The organism is Nocardia sp. X0981 (assembly GCF_977089955.1).
In genome coordinates, this window is the sequence record NZ_OZ372435.1 from 2,420,819 (window position 1) to 2,444,082 (window position 23,264).

Annotated in this window: 26 protein-coding genes; 10 read left to right on the plus strand and 16 right to left on the minus strand. The window is 68.5% G+C overall.

The features are described from left to right. Positions 1-34: 34 nt before the first annotated feature. The 7 genes from ACYR7D_RS10450 to ACYR7D_RS10480 form a co-directional block, all read right to left on the minus strand. The gene (locus ACYR7D_RS10450) at positions 35-1,333 is read right to left on the minus strand and encodes a D-alanyl-D-alanine carboxypeptidase family protein (protein WP_459549406.1); all 1,299 of its coding nucleotides are present in this window, start codon (positions 1,331-1,333) and stop codon (positions 35-37) included. 87 nt (positions 1,334-1,420) lie between these two features. After that, a complete protein-coding gene (locus ACYR7D_RS10455) occupies positions 1,421-2,518 on the minus strand; it encodes an adenosine deaminase (protein WP_459549407.1) in 1,098 nt (365 codons plus the stop codon). 73 nt (positions 2,519-2,591) lie between these two features. Continuing rightward, a complete protein-coding gene (locus ACYR7D_RS10460; RefSeq protein ID WP_459549408.1) occupies positions 2,592-4,019 on the minus strand; it encodes a thymidine phosphorylase in 1,428 nt (475 codons plus the stop codon). A 75-nt stretch (positions 4,020-4,094) separates the two neighbouring features. Continuing rightward, the gene (locus ACYR7D_RS10465; protein ID WP_459549409.1) at positions 4,095-4,244 is read right to left on the minus strand and encodes a hypothetical protein; all 150 of its coding nucleotides are present in this window, start codon (positions 4,242-4,244) and stop codon (positions 4,095-4,097) included. A 549-nt stretch (positions 4,245-4,793) separates the two neighbouring features. Then, on the minus strand, positions 4,794-5,216 hold the full coding sequence (locus ACYR7D_RS10470) for an Hsp20/alpha crystallin family protein (RefSeq protein ID WP_459549410.1): 423 nt from the start codon (positions 5,214-5,216) through the stop codon (positions 4,794-4,796). A 197-nt stretch (positions 5,217-5,413) separates the two neighbouring features. Beyond that, entirely contained in the window at positions 5,414-6,415 is a 1,002-nt protein-coding gene (locus tag ACYR7D_RS10475) for an LLM class flavin-dependent oxidoreductase (RefSeq protein ID WP_459549411.1), read from the minus strand. Between the two features lie 65 nt (positions 6,416-6,480). Further along, positions 6,481-6,876, minus strand: a complete 396-nt coding sequence (locus tag ACYR7D_RS10480) for a cytidine deaminase (protein WP_459549412.1) — start codon at positions 6,874-6,876, stop codon at positions 6,481-6,483. 657 nt (positions 6,877-7,533) lie between these two features. On the opposite strand from ACYR7D_RS10480, the gene sdhC reads away from it, so the two are divergent. From sdhC to ACYR7D_RS10515, 7 genes are all read left to right on the plus strand, one after another. Further along, positions 7,534-7,932, plus strand: a complete 399-nt coding sequence (gene sdhC, locus ACYR7D_RS10485) for a succinate dehydrogenase, cytochrome b556 subunit (protein ID WP_459549413.1) — start codon at positions 7,534-7,536, stop codon at positions 7,930-7,932. Between the two features lie 4 nt (positions 7,933-7,936). After that, positions 7,937-8,368: a succinate dehydrogenase hydrophobic membrane anchor subunit gene (locus tag ACYR7D_RS10490; protein ID WP_459549414.1), complete on the plus strand. Its 432-nt coding sequence runs from the start codon at positions 7,937-7,939 to the stop codon at positions 8,366-8,368. Between the two features lie 16 nt (positions 8,369-8,384). Beyond that, a complete protein-coding gene (gene sdhA / locus ACYR7D_RS10495; protein WP_459549415.1) occupies positions 8,385-10,241 on the plus strand; it encodes a succinate dehydrogenase flavoprotein subunit in 1,857 nt (618 codons plus the stop codon). Continuing rightward, entirely contained in the window at positions 10,241-11,020 is a 780-nt protein-coding gene (locus tag ACYR7D_RS10500; RefSeq protein ID WP_459549416.1) for a succinate dehydrogenase iron-sulfur subunit, read from the plus strand. Before sdhA ends, ACYR7D_RS10500 begins: the two co-directional genes overlap by 1 nt. A gap of 138 nt (positions 11,021-11,158) precedes the next feature. Then, positions 11,159-12,070, plus strand: a complete 912-nt coding sequence (locus tag ACYR7D_RS10505; protein WP_459549417.1) for a metal ABC transporter substrate-binding protein — start codon at positions 11,159-11,161, stop codon at positions 12,068-12,070. Then, complete coding sequence (locus ACYR7D_RS10510; RefSeq protein ID WP_459549418.1) at positions 12,067-12,801, plus strand: metal ABC transporter ATP-binding protein; 735 nt, start codon at positions 12,067-12,069, stop codon at positions 12,799-12,801. The genes ACYR7D_RS10505 and ACYR7D_RS10510 overlap by 4 nt, the downstream gene beginning before the upstream one ends. A 5-nt stretch (positions 12,802-12,806) precedes the next feature. Next, positions 12,807-13,715, plus strand: a complete 909-nt coding sequence (locus tag ACYR7D_RS10515) for a metal ABC transporter permease (RefSeq protein WP_459550111.1) — start codon at positions 12,807-12,809, stop codon at positions 13,713-13,715. A gap of 9 nt (positions 13,716-13,724) precedes the next feature. On the opposite strand, the gene ACYR7D_RS10520 is transcribed toward ACYR7D_RS10515, so the two are convergent. From ACYR7D_RS10520 to ACYR7D_RS10550, 7 genes are all read right to left on the minus strand, one after another. Next, on the minus strand, positions 13,725-14,396 hold the full coding sequence (locus tag ACYR7D_RS10520; RefSeq protein WP_459549419.1) for a JAB domain-containing protein: 672 nt from the start codon (positions 14,394-14,396) through the stop codon (positions 13,725-13,727). A gap of 101 nt (positions 14,397-14,497) precedes the next feature. Further along, positions 14,498-14,695: a type II toxin-antitoxin system VapB family antitoxin gene (locus ACYR7D_RS10525; protein ID WP_459549420.1), complete on the minus strand. Its 198-nt coding sequence runs from the start codon at positions 14,693-14,695 to the stop codon at positions 14,498-14,500. A 192-nt stretch (positions 14,696-14,887) separates the two neighbouring features. After that, positions 14,888-16,135 carry a primosomal protein gene (locus ACYR7D_RS10530; RefSeq protein ID WP_459549421.1) on the minus strand — a complete coding sequence of 416 codons (1,248 nt, stop codon included), beginning with the start codon at positions 16,133-16,135 and terminating at the stop codon, positions 14,888-14,890. A 92-nt stretch (positions 16,136-16,227) separates the two neighbouring features. Further along, entirely contained in the window at positions 16,228-16,575 is a 348-nt protein-coding gene (locus ACYR7D_RS10535) for a YbaB/EbfC family nucleoid-associated protein (RefSeq protein ID WP_459549422.1), read from the minus strand. A gap of 67 nt (positions 16,576-16,642) precedes the next feature. Then, a complete protein-coding gene (locus ACYR7D_RS10540; RefSeq protein ID WP_459549423.1) occupies positions 16,643-16,993 on the minus strand; it encodes a hypothetical protein in 351 nt (116 codons plus the stop codon). 55 nt (positions 16,994-17,048) lie between these two features. After that, positions 17,049-18,143, minus strand: coding sequence for a C40 family peptidase (locus tag ACYR7D_RS10545; protein WP_459549424.1), 1,095 nt, complete (start codon positions 18,141-18,143; stop codon positions 17,049-17,051). Between the two features lie 3 nt (positions 18,144-18,146). After that, a complete protein-coding gene (locus tag ACYR7D_RS10550; protein WP_459549425.1) occupies positions 18,147-18,461 on the minus strand; it encodes a type VII secretion target in 315 nt (104 codons plus the stop codon). 150 nt (positions 18,462-18,611) lie between these two features. Here ACYR7D_RS10550 and upp point away from each other — a divergent pair, with 150 nt between their 5' ends. Further along, positions 18,612-19,235 (plus strand): uracil phosphoribosyltransferase, encoded by a 624-nt coding sequence (upp, locus tag ACYR7D_RS10555; protein ID WP_459549426.1) that lies wholly within the window; start codon positions 18,612-18,614, stop codon positions 19,233-19,235. 15 nt (positions 19,236-19,250) lie between these two features. Here the strand turns inward: upp and ACYR7D_RS10560 are convergent, their stop codons facing one another. Together ACYR7D_RS10560 and ACYR7D_RS10565 are read right to left on the minus strand one after the other, a co-directional pair. Continuing rightward, positions 19,251-20,750 (minus strand): phospho-sugar mutase, encoded by a 1,500-nt coding sequence (locus ACYR7D_RS10560; RefSeq protein WP_459549427.1) that lies wholly within the window; start codon positions 20,748-20,750, stop codon positions 19,251-19,253. Beyond that, positions 20,751-21,530, minus strand: a complete 780-nt coding sequence (locus ACYR7D_RS10565; RefSeq protein ID WP_459549428.1) for a purine-nucleoside phosphorylase — start codon at positions 21,528-21,530, stop codon at positions 20,751-20,753. It lies immediately after the preceding gene. A 30-nt stretch (positions 21,531-21,560) separates the two neighbouring features. On the opposite strand from ACYR7D_RS10565, the gene ACYR7D_RS10570 reads away from it, so the two are divergent. Together ACYR7D_RS10570 and ACYR7D_RS10575 are read left to right on the plus strand one after the other, a co-directional pair. Next, the gene (locus ACYR7D_RS10570; protein WP_459549429.1) at positions 21,561-21,884 is read left to right on the plus strand and encodes a hypothetical protein; all 324 of its coding nucleotides are present in this window, start codon (positions 21,561-21,563) and stop codon (positions 21,882-21,884) included. Between the two features lie 195 nt (positions 21,885-22,079). Continuing rightward, complete coding sequence (locus ACYR7D_RS10575; protein ID WP_459550112.1) at positions 22,080-23,255, plus strand: M20 family metallopeptidase; 1,176 nt, start codon at positions 22,080-22,082, stop codon at positions 23,253-23,255. Positions 23,256-23,264 lie beyond the last annotated feature (9 nt).

Genomic DNA, 23,264 nt, shown 5'->3' on the forward strand with positions numbered 1-23,264 from the left:
CGGTTTCCCGGCCGGCGTCCCTGGAGAACGGGTCTCAGCGCCCCCGCGTGCGGATATGCCAGGTGCCCACCAGCAGAATCGGCACCAGGACCAGTCCGGCCACCATGAGCAACATCCACAGCTCGTCGAATTCGCCGCTGCCGCGCGGCTGTGCCGAATAGGCGACGGCATCCGATGGGGGAGTCGCCAACTCCGGTGCGCCGGATACGGATTCGGCGCGGTCGCCGGGGATATCGCCGACCTTCGCGGTGGGATCGAGAGCGAAACCGTAGTCGAGCAGCCGGGCCGCCTGCTCCCACGGCCGGATCGGCAGGACGTCGGCCTGCAGCAGAGTGACCGCGAGACGGCGTCCGTCGCGTTCCGCGGCGGCGACGAAGGTCTGCCGGGCATCGTCGGTGAAACCGGTTTTCCCGCCGAGCGCGCCCGGGTAGTTGTAGAGCAGGCCGTTGTCGTTGGCGATCGGGAACCCCGGATGGTCCTGGTCGCCGGGTATGCGCGGATCCGCGGGGTATCCGGGGAAGTCCATCTGTTCGGTACCGATCATCTCCGCGAACAGCGGTATCGACATGGCTTCCCGGAACAGCAGCGACAGATCGTAGGCCGAGGTGCTCATACCGGGGCCGTCCAGGCCGGAGGGCGTGGCCGCGCGGGTGTCGTAGGCGTACAGCGATTTCGCGAGATCGTTCATCTTCGCGACCGCGGCCTCGTCGCCACCGAGCTGGGCGGCGATGGCATGTGCGGCATCGTTGCCGGAGGCCATGATCAAGGCGTGCAGTAGCTGACGGTTGGTGTAGCGGCCGCCCGGACCGATCCCCACCCGGGTGCCCTCCACATCGGCATCGGCCTGGGTGCCGATGACGACCTTCTCCAGATCGAGGGTGCGCAACGCGAGCGTCGCCAGCAGGACCTTGATGGTGCTGGCCGGGCGGTAGCGTCCGTGCGGATCCTTGGTGGCCAGCACCGCGCCGGTGTCCAGATCCGACACCATCCACGCGGTCGCGGAGATATCCGCCGGTACCGCGGGCGCGCCCGTCGGCAGCACCACCCCACACTCGCCGAGGCGTTTACCGCCGATCGGGGAGTCCGGGACCGGTAGCGGCTGGGGTGTGGGTTCGCCCGGCCGGGGGACCTCGGAGGAGTCGATGGCCGGTGGCGGCTGGATCTTCTGCGGGCAATCGTCGGTGACGGGGGTGGCGAACGAGGCCGTGGTGGGTGGCGGGGGCTGCGCGATCGCGGGCCCGCATACGGTGATCGGTCCGGCCGCGAGCAGCGCGGCGGTGAGCACCGAGCCGAAACGACGGGCGGTGCGTTGGTGTAGCTCCCTGTTGTACATCGACGGTGAGCCTAGAATCTTCCGGTTCGCGATGCGCGCCATGGGCTCCCATCGACGGCTCCCGGCCGGCGCCGCCGGGTTCCCGGCTCACCCCAGGAGCACCGCGTACCCCGGTTTGATGATGTCGTCGATGATCCGCAGACGCTCCGGGAACGAGATGAAGGCCGATTTCATGGCGTTGATGGTGAAACGCTCCAGATCGCTCCAGCCGTACCCGAAGGTCTGGTGCAGTTTCAGCATCTCCCGGCTCATGGTGGTATCGCTCATCAGCCGGTTGTCGGTGTTCACGGTGACGCGGAATCGCAGCCGCGCCAGCAGGTCGAAGGGGTGCTTGTCCAGTGAGGGCACCGCTCCGGTCTGCACATTGGACGACGGGCACAACTCCAGCGGCACCCGGGTGTCCCGGACGTATCCGGCGAGCCGGCCCAGCCGAGCTTCCTCGATCGAGCCGGGCACCTCGATATCGTCGACGATGCGAACGCCGTGACCCAGCCGGTCGCAACCACAGAAAGCCAGCGCCTCGTGGATGGAGGGCAGTCCGAAGGCCTCGCCCGCATGAATCGTGAAATGCGCGTTGTTGGCCCGCATGTACTCGAACGCGTCCAGGTGCCGGGTGGGTGGGTGTCCGGCCTCGGCGCCCGCTATATCGAAACCGCACACTCCCTGGTCCCGGAACCGGACCGCCAGTTCGGCGATCTCCCGGGAACGGGCGGCATGGCGCATGGCGGTGAGCAGGCAGCGCACCACGATGGGCCGGCCGTCCGCCGCGGCGGACGCCGCGCCCTCGGCGAATCCGGCCAGGACGTGTTCGACCACTTCGTCCAGGGAAAGGTCCTGTTCCAGGTGCTGTTCGGGCGCGAATCGCACCTCGGCGTAGACGACGCCGTCATCGGCCAGATCCTCCGCGCATTCCCGCGCCACCCGGCGCAGGCCCTCCGGGGTCTGCATCACCGCGACGGTATGGGTGAAGGTCTGCAGATAGCGTTCCAGCGATCCGCTGTCGGCGGCCTCCCGGAACCATCGTGCCAGCGAATCGGCATCGTCGGCGGGGAGCTGGTCGTATCCGCAGTAATGGGCGAGTTCGAGCACCGTGGCGGGGCGCAGACCACCGTCGAGGTGATCGTGCAGCAGAGCCTTGGGCGCCTGGCGCAACGAGGCGAGGTCCAGCGGCATCGGTCCGGTCATACTCCGACGGTATCGCTGAATTTCCGGCGGGTCAGCCGGACGCCTCGAAAGCTTCCTGCTCTTCCGTATCCGCTCACTCCGATTTCCCTCCGGGGTCAGCGACCGGATGCGGACGGAGATGCCCGGCCCCCGGGTGCCCGGCCGGGTATCCGGGCCCCCGTTGTGCCTGCCGCGATGGTGACGTGTGCGTGTGGGTGTGCCGCCGCTCGGCGGCGATCCGGCCCAGGATCAGCGGACCGGGTGCGGGTTCGTTTTCGATGCCGTTGGTGATGGTGAACGCGCCGTGCAGCGCCTCGAAGGCGCGCGGGAAGGCCTCGGGAGTATCGGTGTGCAGGGTGAACAGGGGACGGCCCGCGGTGACCGGCTCACCCGGGCGTGCGTGCCATTCGATACCGGCCGCGGACTGCACCGGGTCGCCCTGCCGGGCCCGGCCGGCGCCCAGCCGCCAGGCGGCGATACCGACGGCGCGCGCGTCGAGACCGGTCAGGGTGCCGGACGCGGGTGCGGACAGGGTCTCGGTGTACGCGGCCGTGGGCAGCGGTGCGTCGGGGTTGCCGCCCTGGGCCTGGATCATCGCCCGCCAGTGGTCCATGGCCCGGCCGTCGGTGAGGGCGTCGACGGGGTCGGTGTCCAACCCGGCCAGACCGGCCATTTCGCGGGCCAACGCCACCGTCAGTTCCACCACATCGTCCGGACCGCCGCCGGCCAGCACTTCCACGGCCTCGGCGACCTCGAGCGCATTGCCCGCGGTACGACCCAGCGGGGTATCCATCGCGGTCAGCAAGGCCACCGTATCCACCCCCGCGTCCGTGCCCAGTTCGACCATGGCGGTGGCGAGATCGTAGGCCTCGTCGCGGGTGCGCATGAAGGCGCCGGAACCGACCTTCACATCGAGGACGAGGGCGGCGGTTCCCTCGGCGATCTTCTTGCTCATGATCGAGCTGGCGATCAGTGGGATGGATTCGACGGTACCGGTGGTGTCACGCAGGGCGTAGAGGCGTTTGTCGGCGGGCGCGAGGTCCGCGCCGGCGGCGCAGATCACCGCTGCGGCGGCCGGATCGCGGAGGATCTCCCGTATCCGCTGCAGCCCGAGGTCGGATCGCCAGCCCGGGATCGACTCCAGCTTGTCCAAGGTTCCCCCGGTATGGCCCAGTCCCCGGCCGGACAGCTGGGGTACGGCCGCTCCGCAGGCGGCGACCAGCGGGGCCAGCGTGAGAGTGATCTTGTCGCCGACACCACCGGTGGAGTGTTTGTCGACGGTCGGCCGGGGCAGATCGGTGAAGTCCAGCCGTCGCCCCGATTCGATCATGGCGCGGGTCCAGCGCGCGGTTTCGCGCCGGTTCATCCCGCGCAGCACGATCGCCATGGCCAGCGCGGCCATCTGCTCGTCGGCCATCTCGCCACTGGTGAAAGCGCTGATGGCCCAGTCGATCTGCTCGTCGGAGAGTTCGCCGCCGTCTCGTTTGGCGGTGATGATCGAGATCGCGTCGTGTGCCGTCACATAGCCCAGTGTCGCAGTGAAGGGGTGCGGCGTCCCGCGGGTCGCTCGGTCCGGTGGTGCGCCGGGAGGAATGGACTATTCGGTGGCGCGAGGTAGCAGGGCCCCGTCCATGACCTCGGTCCACCAGTCGTGCAGGGGGCTGGGGTCGGGCCACCGCAGGTCGGCGGCGTGGTGGTCGGTGACCGCGGTGGGGTCCGGTGTGATGGTCGCTGTTTCGCTCGTCATGGAAACGATCTCCTGTGCCCGAGGCGGGGGCACCCGGATGCGAACGCGACCGGCCGCGAGCACGGTCGCGGCGATGTGCCCACCCTCGAAGATCATCGGCGGGAATGCGGGAGCGGCGGGTGGGCCCGGCGGGAACTGCGTCGACCGGGCCCATCCGTCTCGGAGAGATTCGGAGAATGCGATGAACCACTTGCTGATGGGAGAACAGGCATCACCTCGCTTTCTTCGCTGCCGCGGGATGGCCGGCGACCGTGGTGCCGCCGGGCGGGCCGCGTTCGCGGGGCCGCCCCGGAGCCGGTCGGCGCCCCCGCGTCCGGGGCGGTTCTCGCCGAACGCCGGGCAACGGCCGCCGAGGGCCACCGATCGGATACCACCGTGGCGGTCTCGGCCGCCGGGCGGCGCGCAGAATGGCATCCACCTCTGCGAACAGCTCTTCGAGATCCGGGTCGAGGAGGAGTAGCCGGGCGTCGAGATCCGGCAACTCGCCGACGGCGATTCCGGTCGCTACGGTCATGTGCCGGCCCCCTGTGTCAGCGCCGGTGGGGACGATCAGGCGGTGATGGCCTGACGTTCGTGGTCGTGGCGAGCGATCTCGATCTTGCGCGGCTTGGCCTTCTCCGAGATCGGGATCCTCAGGCGCAGCACGCCGTCCCGGTAGTCGGCACGGATCGCGTCGGTATCGAGGTTGTCGCCCAGGAACAATTGGCGGCTGAACACCCCGCGGGTGCGCTCGGCGGCGATCATCGACCGGCCCGAGTCCAGCTCCGGCCGCGACGCGCGCACGGTTACCACGTTGCGTTCGACATCCAGATCCAGGGAGTCCGGATCGATCCCGGGCAGGTCCAGTTCGACGTAGAACTCGTCCCCCTCGCGCCAGGCGTCCATCGGCATCACTGCCGGACGAGCGGGCGTGCCGAACACTTGCTGAGTCAGGCGATCCAGATCGCGGAAGGGATCGGTGCGCATCAGCATGGTCGCCACCTCCTGTTCACTCCATTCTCTAATCGAAGGGAATCAGATAACTTATGTCATCTGACATAGATAATTTTTAGCACTCTTCCCATGAGAGTGCAAGGCCCGGCAGGAGAAAATCTGTCCATCACAGGTGTGGGGTGGCCGCGCTGCGCGCCGCCACCCCGCATGGGTGTATCCGCTCTGTTCGAGAGCCCCTAATCTCGAAGGGCGCGCAGGGTCTCGAGCCGGTGCTCCACCGTGGGACCCGTGGGCGCCACGATGATCTCGTCGGCGCCGGTTTCCTTCACGAGCTCGTCCAGCCGGTCCAGCACCTGCTCGCGGGTGCCCACCGCCTGCTGGGCGTTGCGCTCGTCGACGAATGCGTTCTCCCCTTCCGACCAGGGATGCTCCTCCGCCTCGGCCAGCGTCGGGATGCGCTCGGGTAGCCGGCCGGTGCGCATCCGTAGCTGGACCAGGCTCTGTGGAAGGGTCCGCCGCCGCGCCTCCTCGGCGGTATCGGCGACCACCGTCGCCACCGCCAGCATCGAATGCGGTTCGCGCAACACCTCCGAAGGCCGGAATTCGCGCCGGTACAGCTCGAACACCAGCGGGGTGGTCCGCCCGCCGGCGAAATGGTGGGCGAAGGCGAACGGCAAACCCATCATGGCGGCCAGCCGGGCACTGAAATCGCTGGACCCGAGCAGCCACATCTCCGGCACGTCACCCTCGCCGGGGATGGCCCGGATACGGTCGCCCTGCCCGCCGCGCAGCGGCGGTATGGTCCCGAAATAGGCCAGCAGTTCCACCACCTGCTTGGGGAAATCCTCCACGGCTTCGGCGGTGGCGCCGCGCCGGATGGTCGCCGAGATGAGCGGATCGGTGCCCGCCGCCCGCCCCAGGCCCAGGTCGATGCGGTCGCCGTACAACGCGACCAGGGTGCCGAACTGTTCGGCCACCACCAGGGCGGCGTGGTTGGGCAGCATCACCCCGCCCGACCCCACCCGGATCCGCTCGGTGGCCGCGGCCACGGCGGCGATCAGCACCGGCGGCGCCGAACTCGCGATTCCCGGCATACCGTGGTGCTCCGCGACCCAGAACCGCTGGAACCCCAGGCGCTCGGCTTCGCGAGCCACGGTGAGGGTGTCGGCGAGCGCCTGCCGGTGCGATCCGTCGGCGGCGACGGCGGCGAGGTCGAGGACGGAGAGGGGAACTGTCATACTCCGACCAACGGATACTCCCGCACCGGGATTCCATCGAGGTGGTAGCCGGTGTGCCGCACCGATCAGGTGCGACCGGCGGCCAGATCGTCCGGGCCGAAGGCGTCACGCAGTAGTTCGCCCAGGGGGATGGGGCCGCCGGGGTGGTCGATCAGCAGTTCCTTGCCGCCGAACTCGTAGAGCACCTGCCGGCAGCGGCCGCAGGGAAGCAGGACCCGGCCCCGGGAATCGCAGACCGATACCGCGGTCAATCGCCCGCCGCCCCGCAACCGGTGGTTGCCCACCAGGACGCATTCCGCGCACAGGCCGAGTCCGTAGGAAACGTTCTCCACATTGCAGCCGGTGGAGATCGTCTCCCCGTCCCAGCCGGCCGCGCCCACCGGGAACCGTGAATAGGGCGCGTAGGCCTGCCGCATCGCCTCGTGAGCGCTGGCGCGCAGCGTGTTCCAGTCGATATCCATTACCTGCTCCCGCCGTCGGGTCCGGGTTCCGGGTGGGCCGCGACGTTCGGGGCCGTCCGGCGTGGTTTTTGATGGTACGGCCGTGCCGGGTGCGGTGACGGTGTGATCCGGTCGGCGGTGCCGGTGGGGGGGAAGCCACTTCCACCCGAGCGATTTCTCGATTACTCTGGAGTAACTTGCGTTCGTGGACTGAGATATTTTGCACACTGCTGTCGCGCACAAGGGTGACCCCGTCATTGAGAGGTCCTGTGCCGGCCGGAAAGCGCGGAGCGCCTCCCGGCGGTGAGCGGAAATTGTCGGATCACTTGTCCGGCAAGGGTTACCAGCGATTTCGCCGACCCCGGGGTGTGCTTCCGGGAGGGGTTCACGAGGGCATGGCGGAGCCGTCGCGCCACCCGTGACGGCCCGACAAAGGTAAACCTAACCTGCTGGAATGCGACGCAACGCACGGCACGCCGAATTAGTTCCCCTCTTGTCGGAGGATTAGAGTCCAGAACAGATCGGTTCAGGTTCGGCGGCGGCGAGCCCATCGACAGCGGCCCCGGAGTCGGCCCCTGTCGGCCGCGGGCTGGTTCGCCACCGGATATCCGGCTCCGCTACACCGGTGCCGGGATCTGTGACCGGGTCCATCAACGATGTTGGAGGCACCGAAACTCTATGGCCACGATAGAAGCTCCGGCTCAGCCGAAGCGCAAAACGCTGTACCGAGGCGACCCCGGAATGTGGTCCTGGGCCCTGCACCGGATCACCGGTGTCACGGTTTTCTTCTTCCTTTTCGTGCACGTCCTGGACACCGCGCTGGTACGGGTCAGCCCGGAAACGTACGACGAGGCGATCGAGATCTACAAGACCCCGATCGTCGCCCTCATGGAGATGGGCCTGGTCTTCTGCGTGTTGTTCCACGCGCTCAACGGCGTGCGGGTGATTCTGGTGGACTTCTGGTCCAAGGGCCCGCGGTATCAGAAGCAGATGCTCTGGGGCATCCTCGGCCTCCTGGTGGTGCTCCTGATTCCCGCGATCGGCCGCATGTTCTACCTACTGCTGACGGAGCACTGAGACCATGACCGCACCCGTTCTCGGCAAGAGCCACGACCGTCCGGCGAGCCTGGATCTGCCTCGCTCCCCCCGCGCGCGCACGGGCGGCAACTTCGAGAAATACGCCTGGCTGTTCATGCGCTTCTCCGGTGTCGCGCTGATCCTGCTGGTCCTCGGCCATATGGCGATCATGCTGCTGCTCGACGGCGGTGTGAAGCGTCTGAATTTCGCCTTCGTCGCCGGTCGCTGGGCCAGTCCGTTCTGGCAGATCTGGGACCTGACCATGCTGTGGCTGGCGCAGCTGCACGGTGGGAACGGCCTGCGCGTCGTGATCGCCGACTACGCCCGCAAGGATTCGACCCGGTTCTGGCTGAACACGCTGCTGGTGCTGTCGATGATCCTGGTCATGGGCGTGGGCACCTACGTCATCTTCACCTTCGACCCCAATATCAGTTAGGAACGGGCCACCTCGCATGAGTGAGCGCAGCGAACGAATCGACGCTATCGGTGAGCGCAGCGAAGGAAGCGCCGCCGCTGGTGAGAGCAGTGAACGAAGCGGTTCGGTGGAGGCCCGGCCTGTTCAGGAGCACCGCTACGACGTCGTGATCGTCGGCGCCGGTGGCGCGGGTATGCGGGCGGCCATCGAGGCCGGCCCCCGGGCGCGTACCGCTGTGCTGACCAAGCTGTACCCCACCCGCAGCCACACCGGCGCGGCCCAGGGCGGTATGTGCGCGGCCCTGGCCAATGTCGAAGAGGACAACTGGGAGTGGCACACCTTCGACACGGTCAAGGGCGGCGACTACCTGGTGGACCAGGATGCCGCGGAGATCATGGCCAAAGAGGCCATCGACGCGGTCCTCGACCTGGAGAAGATGGGCCTGCCGTTCAACCGGACACCCGAGGGCAAGATCGACCAGCGCCGCTTCGGCGGACACACCCGTGACCACGGTAAGGCGCCGGTGCGTCGCGCCTGCTACGCCGCCGACCGTACCGGTCATATGATCCTGCAGACGCTGTACCAGAACTGCGTCAAGCACGATGTGGAGTTCTTCAACGAGTTCTACGTGCTGGACCTGGTGCTGACCGAAACCGACCACGGCCCCGTCGCCACCGGTGTGGTCGCCTACGAGCTGGCCACCGGCGAGCTGCACGTCTTCCACGCCAAGGCCGTCGTCTTCGCCACCGGCGGGTCGGGCCGGATGTACAAGACCACCTCCAACGCGCACACGCTCACCGGTGACGGTATGGCGATCGTGTTCCGCAAGGGCCTGCCGCTCGAGGATATGGAATTCCACCAGTTCCACCCGACGGGCCTGGCCGGGCTGGGCATCCTCATCTCCGAGGCCGTGCGCGGTGAGGGCGGAATCCTGCGCAATGTGGACGGCGAGCGGTTCATGGAACGCTACGCGCCCACCATCAAAGACCTCGCGCCCCGCGATATCGTCGCCCGCTCGATGGTGCTCGAGGTGCTGGAGGGCCGCGGTGCCGGCCCGAACAAGGATTACGTCTACATCGACGTGACCCACCTCGGTGAGGACGTGCTCGAGGAGAAGCTGCCCGATATCACCGAGTTCGCCCGCACCTACCTCGGTGTGGACCCGGTGAAGGAGCTGGTACCGGTCTTCCCGACCTGCCACTACGTGATGGGCGGTATCCCCACCCGGATCCAGGGCGAGGTGCTGCGGAACAACACCGATATCGTGCCCGGACTGTACGCCGCCGGGGAGTGTGCCTGCGTTTCCGTGCACGGCGCGAACCGGCTCGGCACCAACTCGCTGCTCGATATCAATGTGTTCGGCCGCCGCGCCGGTATCGCCGCCGCCGAGTACGCTCAGCGCGCCGATTTCGTCGATATGCCGGAGAAGCCGGCGCAGATGGTGCAGGATTGGCTGGCGCTGATCCTGTCGGAGCACGGCAACGAGCGTGTCGCCGATATCCGCACCGAACTGCAGCGGTCGATGGACAACAACGCCTCGGTGTTCCGCACCGAGGACACCCTCAAGCAGGCCCTCACCGATATCCACGCGCTCAAGGAGCGGTACGCCCGCATCACCGTGCAGGACAAGGGCAAACGCTACAACAGCGATCTGCTCGAGGCCGTGGAACTCGGCTTCCTGCTGGAACTGGCCGAAGTCACCGTGGTCGGCGCGCTCAACCGCAAGGAATCGCGCGGCGGTCATGCTCGCGAGGACTACCCCGATCGCGACGATGTGAACTTCATGCGGCACACGATGGCGTACAAGGAAGGCGAGGATCTGCTGTCGGACATCCGGCTCGACTTCAAGCCGGTGGTGCAGACCCGTTACGAGCCGATGGAGCGTAAGTACTGATGACCGCTGTAGCCGAGAATTCCGCAGCGTCGGCCGCGAACCCGGCGCCGGTGCCCGAGGGTTCGACCATGATCACCGTCAAGGTGGCCCGGTTCAATCCCGAGGACGGCCAGGGGCAGCGCTGGGAATCGTTCCAGGTGCCGGCCCTGCCGACGGACCGTTTCCTGAACCTTCTGATCTACATCAAGTCCTACTTGGACGGCACGCTCACCTTCCGTCGCTCCTGCGCGCACGGTGTGTGCGGTTCGGACGCGATGCGGATCAACGGCGTGAACCGGCTGGCCTGCAAGGTCCTGATGAAGGACATGCTGCCCAAGAACGGCAAGCCGGTCACGATCACCGTCGAGCCCATCCGCGGCCTTCCGGTGGAGAAGGACCTGGTCGTGGACATGGAACCGTTCTTCGACGCGTTCCGGGCGGTGAAACCGTACCTGATCACCTCGGGTAACGAGCCGACCTTCGAGCGGATTCAGAGCCAGGCCGATCGGGCCCGGTTCGACGACACCACCAAATGCATTCTGTGTGCCTGCTGCACCACCTCCTGCCCGGTGTACTGGCACGACGGCAGCTACTTCGGCCCGGCCGCGATCGTGAACGCGCACCGCTTCATCTTCGACAGCCGGGACGAGGGTGCTCGGGAACGGTTGGACATCCTCAACGAGGTGGACGGGGTGTGGCGGTGCCGCACCACCTTCAACTGCACGGACGCGTGCCCTCGTGGTATCGAGGTCACCCAGGCCATTCAGGAAGTGAAACGCGCGCTGCTGTTCGCTCGCTGAGTACCGCTTCCTGCGCAACCGCTCCCGTGCTCGTGCACGGGAGCGGTTTTGTTTTACCGGCCATCCGGTTTTCATAACGCGAACTTGATTATTCGGGTAGCCGAACTTACCATTCGACATGAAAGGCGGTGGTTCGGTATGCGGGTATTTCTCCGGACCGCCGCGATACTCGTGGCCGGTGCCCTCACGCTGAGCGGATGCGCATCGTTCCATCTACCGCGCAACGGCACACCGGTGGTCGTCACCACCTTCACCGTGCTCGCCGATATCGCGTCCAATGTGGCGGGCGAGCACCTCGAGGTGCAGTCGCTGACCAAACCCGGGGCGGAGATCCACGGTTACGAACCGACACCCGGCGATATCAAAAGGGCCGCCAAGGCCGATCTCGTCCTGGACAACGGTATGAACCTGGAGGCCTGGTTCGGCCAGTTCGTGGCCGATATCGAGGCAGAACACGTCACGGTGAGCGAGGGGGTGGCGGCGGTGCCGATCACCTCGGACGCCTACGCGGGAAAACCCAACCCGCACGCCTGGATGTCACCGCTGAACGTGCAGGTCTATGTGGACAATATGGTCGCCGCCTTCACTCGGCTCGCTCCCGAACACGGCGCGGCCTTCCGCCGCAACGGCGAGAACTACAAGGTCCGGCTCCAGCAGGTCCACGACGAACTGGTCGCCGCCCTACGAGAGCTACCGCGGCGTCAGCGGGCCCTGGTGACCTGTGAGGGCGCGTTCTCCTATCTGGCCCGCGACGCCGGACTCTCCGAGGCCTATATCTGGCCGGTGAACGCCGAACAACAGGCCACTCCGCAGCAGATCACCCGGGTGATCGAATACGTCCGCGACAATCAGGTGCCGGCGGTGTTCTGCGAATCCACCGTTTCCGACGCGCCGATGCAGCGGGTGGTGGAGGCCACCGGCGCACGGTTCGGCGGGGTGCTCTATGTGGATTCGTTATCCGCGGTCGACGGTCCGGTCCCCACCTATCTGGAGTTGATCCGGCACGATGCCGAGACCATAGCCGCAGCACTCACCGGGAGCAGGTCATGACAGTCCCCGCGATCGACATCGACGGTGTCACCGTCTACTACGGTGAGGTGCAGGCACTGGACCGTGTCCGGTTGACCGTGGACCCCGGCCGGGTGTGCGCGCTGATCGGTATGAACGGCTCCGGAAAATCCACACTGTTCAAAACCCTGATGGGCCTGGTGACCCCCGAGCGGGGCACAGTGCGGATCGACGGGGCCAAGCCGCTGGTGGCGCGCCGGACCGGAGTGCTCGGTTACGTCCCCCAGAACGAGGCCGTCGACTGGTCGTTCCCCCTCTCCGTCCGCGATGTGGTGACCACCGGGCGGTACGGGCGGATGGGCTTCACCCGCCGCGCGAGCCGCGCCGACCGGGCCGCGGTCGACGAGGCGCTGGAGCGGGTCGACCTGGCCGAGCTGGCGGACCGGCAGATCGGCCGGCTCTCGGGTGGCCAGCGCAAACGCGCCTTCGTCGCCCGCGGTATCGCTCAAGGCGCGAGAATTCTGCTGCTCGACGAGCCGTTCGCCGGAGTGGACAAACGTTCCGAGGCCACCATCACCGGCCTGCTACGCGAACTGGCCGCCGCCGGCGCTACCGTGCTGATCTCCACCCACGATCTGCATGCCCTGCCCGGGCTCGCCGACGAGGCTGTTCTGCTCATGCGCCGGGTACTCGTACACGGCAGCCCCGAGGAGGCGTTGCGGCCGGAGAAGCTCGCGCTGGCCTTCGGACTCGATGTGATAGGGCAGCGGTGAGTGCCGTGGACCTGATCGAAATCCTGCTCGAGCCCCTGCGCTACGCATTCATGGTGCGGGCATTGACCGCCAGTATCGTCGCGGCGATCGTCTGCGGACTGCTGTCCTGCTGGCTGGTGCTGGTCGGATGGTCTCTGATGGGTGACGCGGTTTCACATGCGGTGCTGCCCGGCGTGGTCCTCGCCTATATCGCCGGAGTCCCTTTCGCGGTGGGCGCGGTGGTGTTCGGTTTCCTGGCCGTCGCGCTGATCGGCTTGGTCCGTGACACCAGCCGGGTCAAGGAGGACGCCGCCATCGGCATCGTGTTCACCACGCTGTTCGCCTTCGGCCTGGTCATGATCTCGGTGACGCCCAGCGATACCGATCTGAACCACATCATCTTCGGCAACCTGCTGGGGGTGAGCCAGGAGGAACTGATCCAGATCGCCGGGCTGGCCGCCGTGGTGTTCGTCGCGCTGGTGCTCAAACGGCGTGATTTCACCCTTTACGCTTTCGACCCCACCCACGCCTACGCACTCGGGCTCAATCCCCGCCTGCTGGGCGCGGCCCTGCTCGGCCTGCTGGCACTGACCTCGGTGGTGGCCCTGCAAGCGGTGGGCGTGATTCTCGTCGTGGCGATGCTGATCATCCCCGGCGCCACCGCGTACCTGCTCACCGACCGGTTCGGCCGGATGCTGGTGATCGCCCCGTCGCTCTCGGCCATCTGTGCCGCCACCGGGCTCTATGTGAGCTACTACGCCGATACGGCGCCCGGCGGGACCATCGTGCTGGCCCAGGGGGCGGCCTTCGCCGCAGTCTATCTCTTCGCGCCCCACCAGGGCCTGATCGGTTCCCGGCTGGGCGCCGCCCGCCGCCGGGCCCGCGATACCGACATCGCGGAACTCGCCGAGGACGCCGCCGAACCCCGCCCCTGACCGGCGGGGTCAGGGGTCGGTTTCCTCCAAGGGAGCCGCTCGGCACCAGCGCTCACCGGCGAGCACCACATGATCCAGGAACCGCAATCCGACGGTGCGGGCCGCCACCGCCAACAGTGAGCTGGCTCGGCGATCGTCCGGGCTCGGGGTCGGATCGCCGGAGGGATGATTGTGCGCGACAGCGAAGGCGCGGCCGTCGTGGCGCAGCACCGTGTTCAGGATCTCACGGACCGGTACGGCCACCTCGTCGATGGCGCCCTGCGCCACGAACACCCGCTGCCGCGGCCGGTTGCGCGCATCGCAGACCACTACCAGCAGCCGCTCCACCCGGGCCCCGGCGAACAACGGCCGGGCCGCCCGCGCCACATCGCCGGCTCGTAACAGCGGCTCGCGGGTCTCCGAGCCACCGCGGGCGCGGGCCGCGAGCTGAAAAGCGGCCACGATCGCGGCCGCCTTGGCCGTGCCCACTCCGCAGCGCCGGGCCAGCTCCTCCGGCCGGGCCACGGCCAGCCCGGTCACCCCACCGAACTCGGTGAGCAACCGGACGGCGAGTTCGACGGCGTTCTCGCCGCGCCGTCCCTGCCCCAGTAACAGGGCGAGCAGCTCCCCGTCGCTCAATGCCTCCGGACCCAAGGCACACAGACGTTCCCGTGGCCGCTGCGCCACGGGTAGATCGGTCATCGCTACCGGCATACCTCCCCCTCCGGACTCCGTGGTTCCGGATCATGCCAGCGGATACCGACAGTATTCGCGGTCCGGGTAACCTCGTTCGCGACAGACGGTCAGCCGTCGACGGTCGCCGGCTGCGGGGAGCGGTTCAGAGCCGACGCGGCGAGCCGCTCGAAATGCCGCAGCTGCCGTTCGTGCACCACGATCCGGCGCAGTGCCTCGTGAATGGTGGCCTTGTTCGTCGCCGTGCCCATAATGGCCCCGGCGGCCGCCAGCAGGTCCTGATCCAGATCGATCCGCACTGTCGGCATGCGTCCTCCTTCGTACATCCACGCTGATGCGGCGGTATCGTCTTCACCCCGGACGCGCCGGGTAGTAGGGCTGTATCGACAACACCGTCGGCCAGACAGTTTGCCCAGTCGATGCCGGTCCGACGGCGGAATACACCGCCGTGTGTCCACATCGAGACCTGGCCCGCCCGAACCCGGCGCTTCGGGCGGAGTTCAGCGCACGTTCAGCCGCGATTCGAAATTGCGTTCCAGTTCCCGCCAGGCCCGGGCCTCGGCGTCGAACGGCGGGTTGGGCGCCATGCGGGTGGGGTCCGGGTTGAGCAGATAGGAGACGTACCAGCCCAGCGGGGTGGATTTGGCCAGTGCCTGCTCCACCGCGTCGTCGTCGGCGTAGTCGGCGGCATCGGTGAAAAGCTCCAGCACCAGGTCGAGCTGCTCTGTATCCACCGCCTCCGGGCCCTCGGCCAGGTCGTCCGCCAGACCGGGCAGGACGTAGATGTTCTCCTCGGTCACCTCCACCTCGAGCGAACCGTCGACGGCCGCGGTCTGCACCTCGGCGAAGGTGCTCACCCGGGACAGATCGTGTTCGTGGTCGTCGGCCAGGTAGCGGGCGAGCGCACGCTCACTGGTGAACACCGAAATACTCTTCTTGGCGCCGAGGAAGATCGGCTCGTCGTCGAGATAGCAGCGCAGCGTGAAATATTCGCCGTCGGCGGTGACTATCTTGACCGGGTCGATCCCGACTTCCTCCCAGAAGGTGAGGTCCTCGTCCTCGTCCTCGTCGGCGTTCAGGTCGACCGGTTCGAAATCGCTGTCGTCGTCGGACTCGGCCACATCGTCGGCATCGACCTCGTTCTCCTCGGCGGCCAGCAACTCGGCCTCGGCCAGCGCGACCGCCTCGGCATCCACATCCGGTACGTGCACCACCGAATCGATGGCGTCCAGCACATCGTCCCAGTCCTCGGCGAGGGCCGCCCCGATCCGATCCCAGAGTTCGAGACCCTCGCGGCCCGCGAACATCTGTGTGCCCCCGGACAGCGCGCCGAGCGACGGGTGCGCACCGAAGAACTTCGTCACCGCTTCGAGTTCACAGACCTCGCCGATATTGCGCACCATGGCCAAGGTGTCTTCGAGTTCGGCGACGGTCTCCACATCCGGATCCCCGGCGGCCAGCTCCGGTACACCGACGAGATCGAACGAGTAGTTGTCCTCGGGTTCCAGTTCCGCCGCCGAGAGCCCGGCGACCACCTTCCAGGCCGGATGGTCGACGAGATCGTTGTCGGAGTCGGTACGGATGAAGGCGGCCAGCTCGGCCACGGACTCGAAGCCGTAGAGGGAATCCTCGTGTCCTAGGAATGCCTCCCACTCGTCGTCACCGTCACGCCAGCGCGGTGCCCACAGGGTGACGAGATCGCCGTCGGTCAGACCGAGCTCGATCGGGACGATGTCTCCAGAAGCCATGTGCGGAAGCCTAATGGTCACAGGGGGTGAAGGCCATCCGCAGCCCATCCCCGGTCCCGGCGCGACCGGGGATATCTCGGCCTGCCCCGCGCTCAGGCGCCGTCGGCCCCGCTTCCCATCGGATCCGCGACGCCCCGCGCCGGAGGTGCGAACGATTCGTTCAGTGCGGCAACCACCTTTGAGCGCTGGCCGCCGGCGTCCTCCGCGGCCTGGCGGCAGGCCGCGATGATGAGCTGCGCCGCCTCGGCCGGTGGCAGGGCGGTGATCGCCTCGGTGAGCCGCAACGCCACCAGGGCGCCGTCGCTGTCCACCTCCGCGCTGACCATCCCGTCCTCGGTGACGAACCGGCCGCGGACCTGCTTCAGGCCGTACAGCGCCGCTTCGAGCGCCTCCAGTTTCTGCGTGGCCCCGGCGACCAGGGCGTCCATCTCCGCGCTCATGCTGTGTGTCTCCTAGCTCCCGGTGGTGGGGCGCCGTACCGCACGGCCGGCCGTGTACCCCGGCGTCTCATACCGGCCGCATCCAGCTGGTCGGGCCGGTGTCGGCATCGTCGATGCGGTCCAGCTCGTCCACCGCCTGCTGCCGGGTCGGCAGGCCCAGTTGATCGAGTATCTCCGCGGGCATGCCGTTCTCGGCCAGCAGTTCTCGCCGCTTCGCCTTGGCCGCCACGGTGGAGCGGCGGGTCAGGCGCAGGATTTCGTCGGCGAGAGCCTGGGCGCCGTAACGGTATTCGCTGCGTTCGAAGGTGATCTCCACCGGCATGCCCTGGTCGGTGGCCCGCACCGACAGTGTGCCGGTGCGATTCCTGCTCGCCGCCACGGTGACGTTCGGCACCTCGGGAATCTGCTGCTCACTCATATTTCTGTCCAGTCGTCATGATCGGATACCGGAGCCGCCCCCCGGGCCGGCCGGTTCATTCCGTAGGCCGGTAGAACCCGTAGAACTCCATTCCGCTGTTCTCCGTGCGGATGGAACTGATCTGCACCGGATCGCCGGCCTCCACGAACTGCCCGTTGCCGATCACCATCGCCACGTGACCGTCCCAGATCGCCAGATCGCCGGGCATGAGATCACCGGGGGACACCGGGGTGGCGCCGTTGGCCTGTTCGTGGGCGAGCCGGGGTATCTCCACACCGGCCTCGCCGTAGGCGTACTTGGTCAGGCCGCTGCAGTCCAGCCCGGCGCCCGGAGTGTTGCCGCCCCAGACATACGGTGTGCCCAAGGTCCCCAGGGCGGCCTTCACCGCCGTGGCGGCCTTCTCGTTCGGTGCCTCCACCACACTCCCGTCGGGGAGGGTGATCTTCACACCTTCGCCCTCGCCCGCGGAGGTGGTGGTCCTGCTCTTGCTCGGAGTTCCGGTGGAGGTGCTCGTGGAGGTGCCGCTCGCAGCCGACATGGCGGTGCTCATCATCGAACCGGCCACTCCGGCGACATTGCTGAGACCGGAGGCCACCGTGGAGACCGCCTGCGTGCTCACCGGGGCGGCGTTCGCCGCGGTGGGGGTGGGTGGCGGCGGGGTGAGTTCGTTCATCGAGGCGGTGTGTGTCTGCAGTTCGTTCTGCACCCGCCCCACCACGCCCAGTGCCTGCCCCAGATGGTCTATCGCGGAACCGACCAGGAGCGACAACCCGGCCGGGGTGCCGAGCGTGGGCGCCGCGGCGGCCGCGGTGTTGACGAACGATTGCGCGATAGCGGTGAGATCCTTGTTCCCGGTCTCGACATGCGCCGCGGCCAGCCCCATCACCGTGGCCATTTCGTTGCCGCGGTCGGAGATGGTGGCGGCCGAGGTCTGCGCCCGCAGCGCCTTGGCGGTCGCCGCGTCCGCGCCGGTACCGTCCCACGCGGTGTTCACCTGGTTGATGCCGGAGCGGCCGAGCGCGTGCACCTGGTCGATGGCAGTGGACGCTGCCCGCAGCGAATCACCGGGCCCGCCACGGGCCAGTACTCCGGTGCCGAAGCTGGCGAGCAGATCGAGAATCGGCTTGGCCAGCAGGTTGATATCGATCACCGGTCACTCCCCGGCGGCGCCGCGCAGGGCGGCCGCGGTACCGGTATCGGCCTCGGCGTAACTCACCGCCGCCACCCCCGCGGCGCCGCTCATCGTGCCGAGCACCGCGGAGAGCTGGCCGATCGTGGCCACATGACCCGCGTGGGCGGCGGCGTAGGCCGCCAGGAAATCGCCGCCGATCAAGCCGAATATCGGACCGAGGACGGCGGGTGCGGCGCCCGCCGCGCCGGTTCCCGCCGCCGCGAGCTCGGAGGCCATCACACCCGTGGTGGTGCCGTAGGCCGCGATGCCCTCGGCATCGGCTGAGATGTTCACCATCAGAGGTTCCCCCATCGACTTCGTTAACGGGCAGAGTATGTCATCTACCGGATTCGACGCACCGGCTTCCCGGCCGGTTCCGCGAAATCGGATCCGCGGACACCCCCCGGCGAGACGGCACGCCCGCGGCACCGACCTTATCGTTCCCTCATGCGCACGCATACCCTGGACCATCCGCTCGTGGCGATACTGCTCACCACACTCCGCGACGAACGCACCCCCGACTCCGCTTTCCGGGCAGCGCTACGCGACCTGTCCCGGCTCCTGGTCTACGAGGCGCTACGCGACGCGCCGGTGCGGCATTTCGACATCACCACCCCCGTCGCCCCGACCCGCGGCGTCGGCCTGGCCCGTCCGCCTCTGCTCGTACCGGTACTGCGGGCCGGACTCGGGATGGTGGACGCGGCCACCGATCTGATCCCCCAATCCAAAGTGGGATTCGTCGGTGTCGCCCGCGACGAGCGAACCCACCGCCCGGTGCCCTACCTGGAATCATTGCCCGAGGACCTGTCGGAGACCCCGGTGATGGTGCTGGACCCGATGCTGGCCACCGGCGGATCCATGGTGCACACCCTCGAACTGCTGGCCGGTCGCGGCGCCACCGATATCACCGCGGTCTGTGTGGTGGCGGCACCGGAAGGCATCGCCGCGCTGGCGAATTCGGGGCACCCCGTACGGCTGGTGACCGCGGTGATCGACGACCGGCTCGACGACGACGCCTACATCGTGCCCGGCCTCGGCGACGCCGGTGACCGGCAGTTCGGGCCGCGGTGAACATGCCGTGTCGGGTCAGCCGGCCAGTCCGCGGCAGAAATCGCATACCCGCGAAAGCCGTTCCCGCGCCGCGGCTCCGGCCGCCACGAGCCCGTCCGGGCCGGATACCGGCTCGACCGTCTCGGCATAGCATTTCAGCTTCGGCTCGGTACCCGAGGGACGGATCACCAGGCGTACCCCCGCACCGGTGAAGACCAGGGCGTCGGTGCGCATCCGGCCGCGCACCGCGGACATATCGGTGTACTCCACCGCGATCCCGGCCAGTTCCCGCGGGGGAGCGGCGCGTAACGCGTTCACCACCTCGGCTGCTGCCCGCTGGTCGGGCAGGCGCAGCGAGACCTGGTCGCTCGCGTGCACACCGAAGCGGAGGGCGTAGTCGTCGAGTTCGTCGCCGAGCGTGCGGCCCTCCGCCCGTAGCCGGGCCACCGTATCCGCGGCCAGCACGGCCGCGGAGATACCGTCCTTGTCGCGTACCGCCGCGGGGTCCACGCAGTGACCGAGGGCCTCCTCGTACGCGTAGACCAGCCCGTCCCCGGCCCGGGCCAGCCATTTGAAACCGGTGAGGGTTTCGGCGTAGCGGGCGCCGCGGTCCGGGGCCAGCCGGGAGAGCAGGCGCGAGGAAACGAGAGTGGTGGCGACCAGCGAATCCGGCGGGGCGGTGCGCAGCACCTGATCGGCCAGCAACACACCGGTCTCGTCCCCGCGTAGCATCCGCCACCCGTCGGCCGTGGGTACGCCGAGCGCGCACCGGTCCGCGTCGGGGTCCAGCGCTATCGCGAGATCGGCGTCCACCCGTTCGGCCAGCCGCAGCAGCAGATCCGTGGCGCCGGGCTCCTCGGGGTTCGGGAAGGGCACCGTGGGGAAGTCGGGGTCGGGCGCGAACTGTTCGGCCACCGCGTGGAGATCGGTGAACCCGGCGGCGGTGAGGGCCTGTACGGCGGTCGCGCCGCCGACGCCGTGCAGCGGGGTGAACGCGATCCGGACCGCGGCGCGTTCCCCGGGTCCGCCGATGAGCTGGGGCAGCTGCGCGACCCGCGCCAGATACCGGGAGGGAATATCGCTGTCCGTGAGCGGAACCGGGGTGCGCGGGATCGGTTCGGTCACCGCCGCGATCAGCTTCTCGATCTCGGTGTCCGCCGGCGTCAGCAGCTGGGCGCCGCCGCTCAGGTACACCTTGTAGCCGTTATCGCCCGGTGGATTGTGGGAGGCGGTGATCTGCACCCCGGCCACCGCGTCCAGTTCGCGGACGGCGAAGGCGGTCACCGGCGTCGGCAGCGGTTCCGCAAGCCGGGTCACCGCGAAACCGGCCGCGGCCAGAACCTCGGTCGTGACCAGGGCGAACTCGTCCGATCCGTGCCGGGCGTCCCGGCCGACCACCACCCGGCCACCGCCCAGGCATCGCTCCCGCAACCACGCCGCCAGGCCCGCGGTGGCCCGCGCCACCGTGGTCGCGTTCATACCGTCCGGGCCGGGCGCCAGCGGCCCACGCAGCCCCGCCGTACCGAAGGTCAGCATCTACAGCTGCTCCAGCACACCGCGCAGCAATTTGCCCAGCCGCGGCGCCGCCGCATGGCCTTCGGCCAGGACATCGGCGTGCGCGAGCGGGGCGCCCGTCACCCCGGCCGCCAGATTGGTGACCAGCGAGATACCGAGCAGCCGGACCCCCAGGGCGCGAGCCGCGATGGCCTCCAGCACCGTGGACATACCCACCAGATCGGCGCCGATGGTGGCCAGCATGCGGATTTCGGACGGCGTCTCGTACTGCGGTCCGGTCAGGCCCGCGTAGACGCCCTCGGTGAGGTCGGGGTCCACCCGGCGGGCGAGCAGGCGCAGTCCGGGATCCCAGGCGTCCACCATGTTCACGAACTCGGGCCCGGTCAACGGCGTCGTACCGGTGAGATTGAGATGATCCCGCACCAGGACCGCCTCGCCGACCCGCAGGCCGGGCCGGATCCCGCCCGCGGCGTTGGTGAGGATCACCGTGTCCACCCCCGCGGCCACGGCCGTGCGCACGGGATGCACCACATCCGCGGCGGAGTGTCCCTCGTACAGGTGCTGGCGTCCCATGAGGACGAGCGTGTCCGTGCCCGCCACCGGCACCGAGAGCACCCGGCCGATATGGCCCTCCGCGGTGGGAGCGGCGAAACCGGGTAACTCCGGCATGGGAATGGTGGTGTTCGGCGTTCCGAGCTCGGCGGCGGCGTCCTGCCAGCCCGAGCCCAGCACGATCGCGACCCGGTGCCGGGCCACTGATGTGCGCGCGGCGATCTCCTCGGCGGCCTGTTCGGCAAGCATGGCGGTCAGTGTATGGCCTCATGGGCCGGTATGAACGCCCTACTGACCGGCGACCAGGTCGCGGTGGCCGCGATGACCACCGGGCGCCGGTACGGTGGAGAGGAGGCGCCGGCGGCGGGAATCGTCGACGATATCGTCGCCGCCGACGCACTGCGTGGCGCGGCCGTCGCGCGGGCCACGGAACCGGCCGCCGACCGCACCCCCGGCCTGCCCGGGATCACACGTTCGCCGCATGTCGCGGCGCCGACCGGCCCGGCCGTGGCCGATACCCCGGATGACCTGGCGTTCGCCGGGAATCAGTGTTCGGGGTCCGGCGGGTGGCGCCCGCCGCCCCGCAGGCCGCCGCGCCGATGACACGGGTGCCGCCGCACGCGGCTCCGGTCGTGGTGCGAAACTGGAGGTTACGGCCGTTCCTGGGGTCGGGCGGAACCGCCGGCGTGAACCGCGACCACGGTCGCGGGCGATGCGTGTCGTATACACGCCCACAAGTGGTTCACAGCTGCTCGTTCGACGACAGGAGGACATTCGGTGAGCACAACCGGCCGTTCGGTGCGCGACGGACAGGACGCGGTAACGGCGTGGCTGGCCGAGCACACGGTCGATCTCGTTCAATGGCGCCGGCACATCCACGCCAACCCCGAACTCTCCCGCACCGAATTCGCCACCACCGAATTCGTCGGCACCTGGCTCACCAAGGCAGGCCTGCAGTTCCGGGTGATGCCGAGCGGAACCGGCCTGATCTGCGATATGGGCCCCGAGGACGTCCCGCGGATCGCGCTGCGCGCCGATATGGACGCGCTGCCGTTGCAGGAATTCACCGGCCGGGAATTCGCCTCCACCGTGCCCGGGGTCTCGCACTCCTGCGGTCACGACGCGCACACCAGCATCCTGCTCGGCACCGCACTGGCCCTCGCCGACCTCGAGCTGCCGGTCGGGGTGCGGTTGATCTTCCAGCACGCCGAGGAAGTGATGCCCGGCGGCGCGCTGGACATGGTGGCCGCCGGCGCGATGACCGGGGTGGACCGGATCTTCGCGCTGCACTGTGATCCCCGGCTGGAAGTCGGGCGTGTCGGCGTCCGTGTCGGTGCCATCACCTCCGCCGCGGATACCGTGGAACTGGTCCTGGACTCGCCCGGCGGGCATACCTCCCGCCCCCATCTGACCAGCGATCTGGTCTACGCCATCGGCACTGTCATCACCGGTCTCCCCGGGCTTCTCACTCGCCGGATCGATCCACGGACCAGCACGGTCATGGTGTGGGGCGCGGTGAGTGCCGGTAAAGCCCCCAACGCGATACCACAAACCGGCATGCTCACCGGTACCGTCCGCACCGGCGATCACGCCACCTGGTCGCTACTGGAACCCATGGTGCGCGAGATCGTCGACGGCCTGCTCGCCCCGACCGGCGTCCGCTACCAGCTCGACTACCGGCGTGGAGTGCCACCCGTGGTCAACGACGAATACTCGGTACGGATGCTCGGCGACGCCGTGCGCGCGCTGGGCCCGGACGCGCTCGCCGATACCCCGCAGTCCGGGGGCGGTGAAGATTTCTCCTGGTACCTCGAGGAGGTGCCCGGCGCAATGGCCAGGCTGGGCGTCTGGTCCGGGGAGGGGCCGCAACTCGATCTGCACCAACCCACTTTCGATATCGACGAACGCGCACTGGCGGTGGGCGTGCGGACATTCACCAACATCGTTCTGCAGGCCGCTCGGGAAGCCCGCTGAGTCACCGGG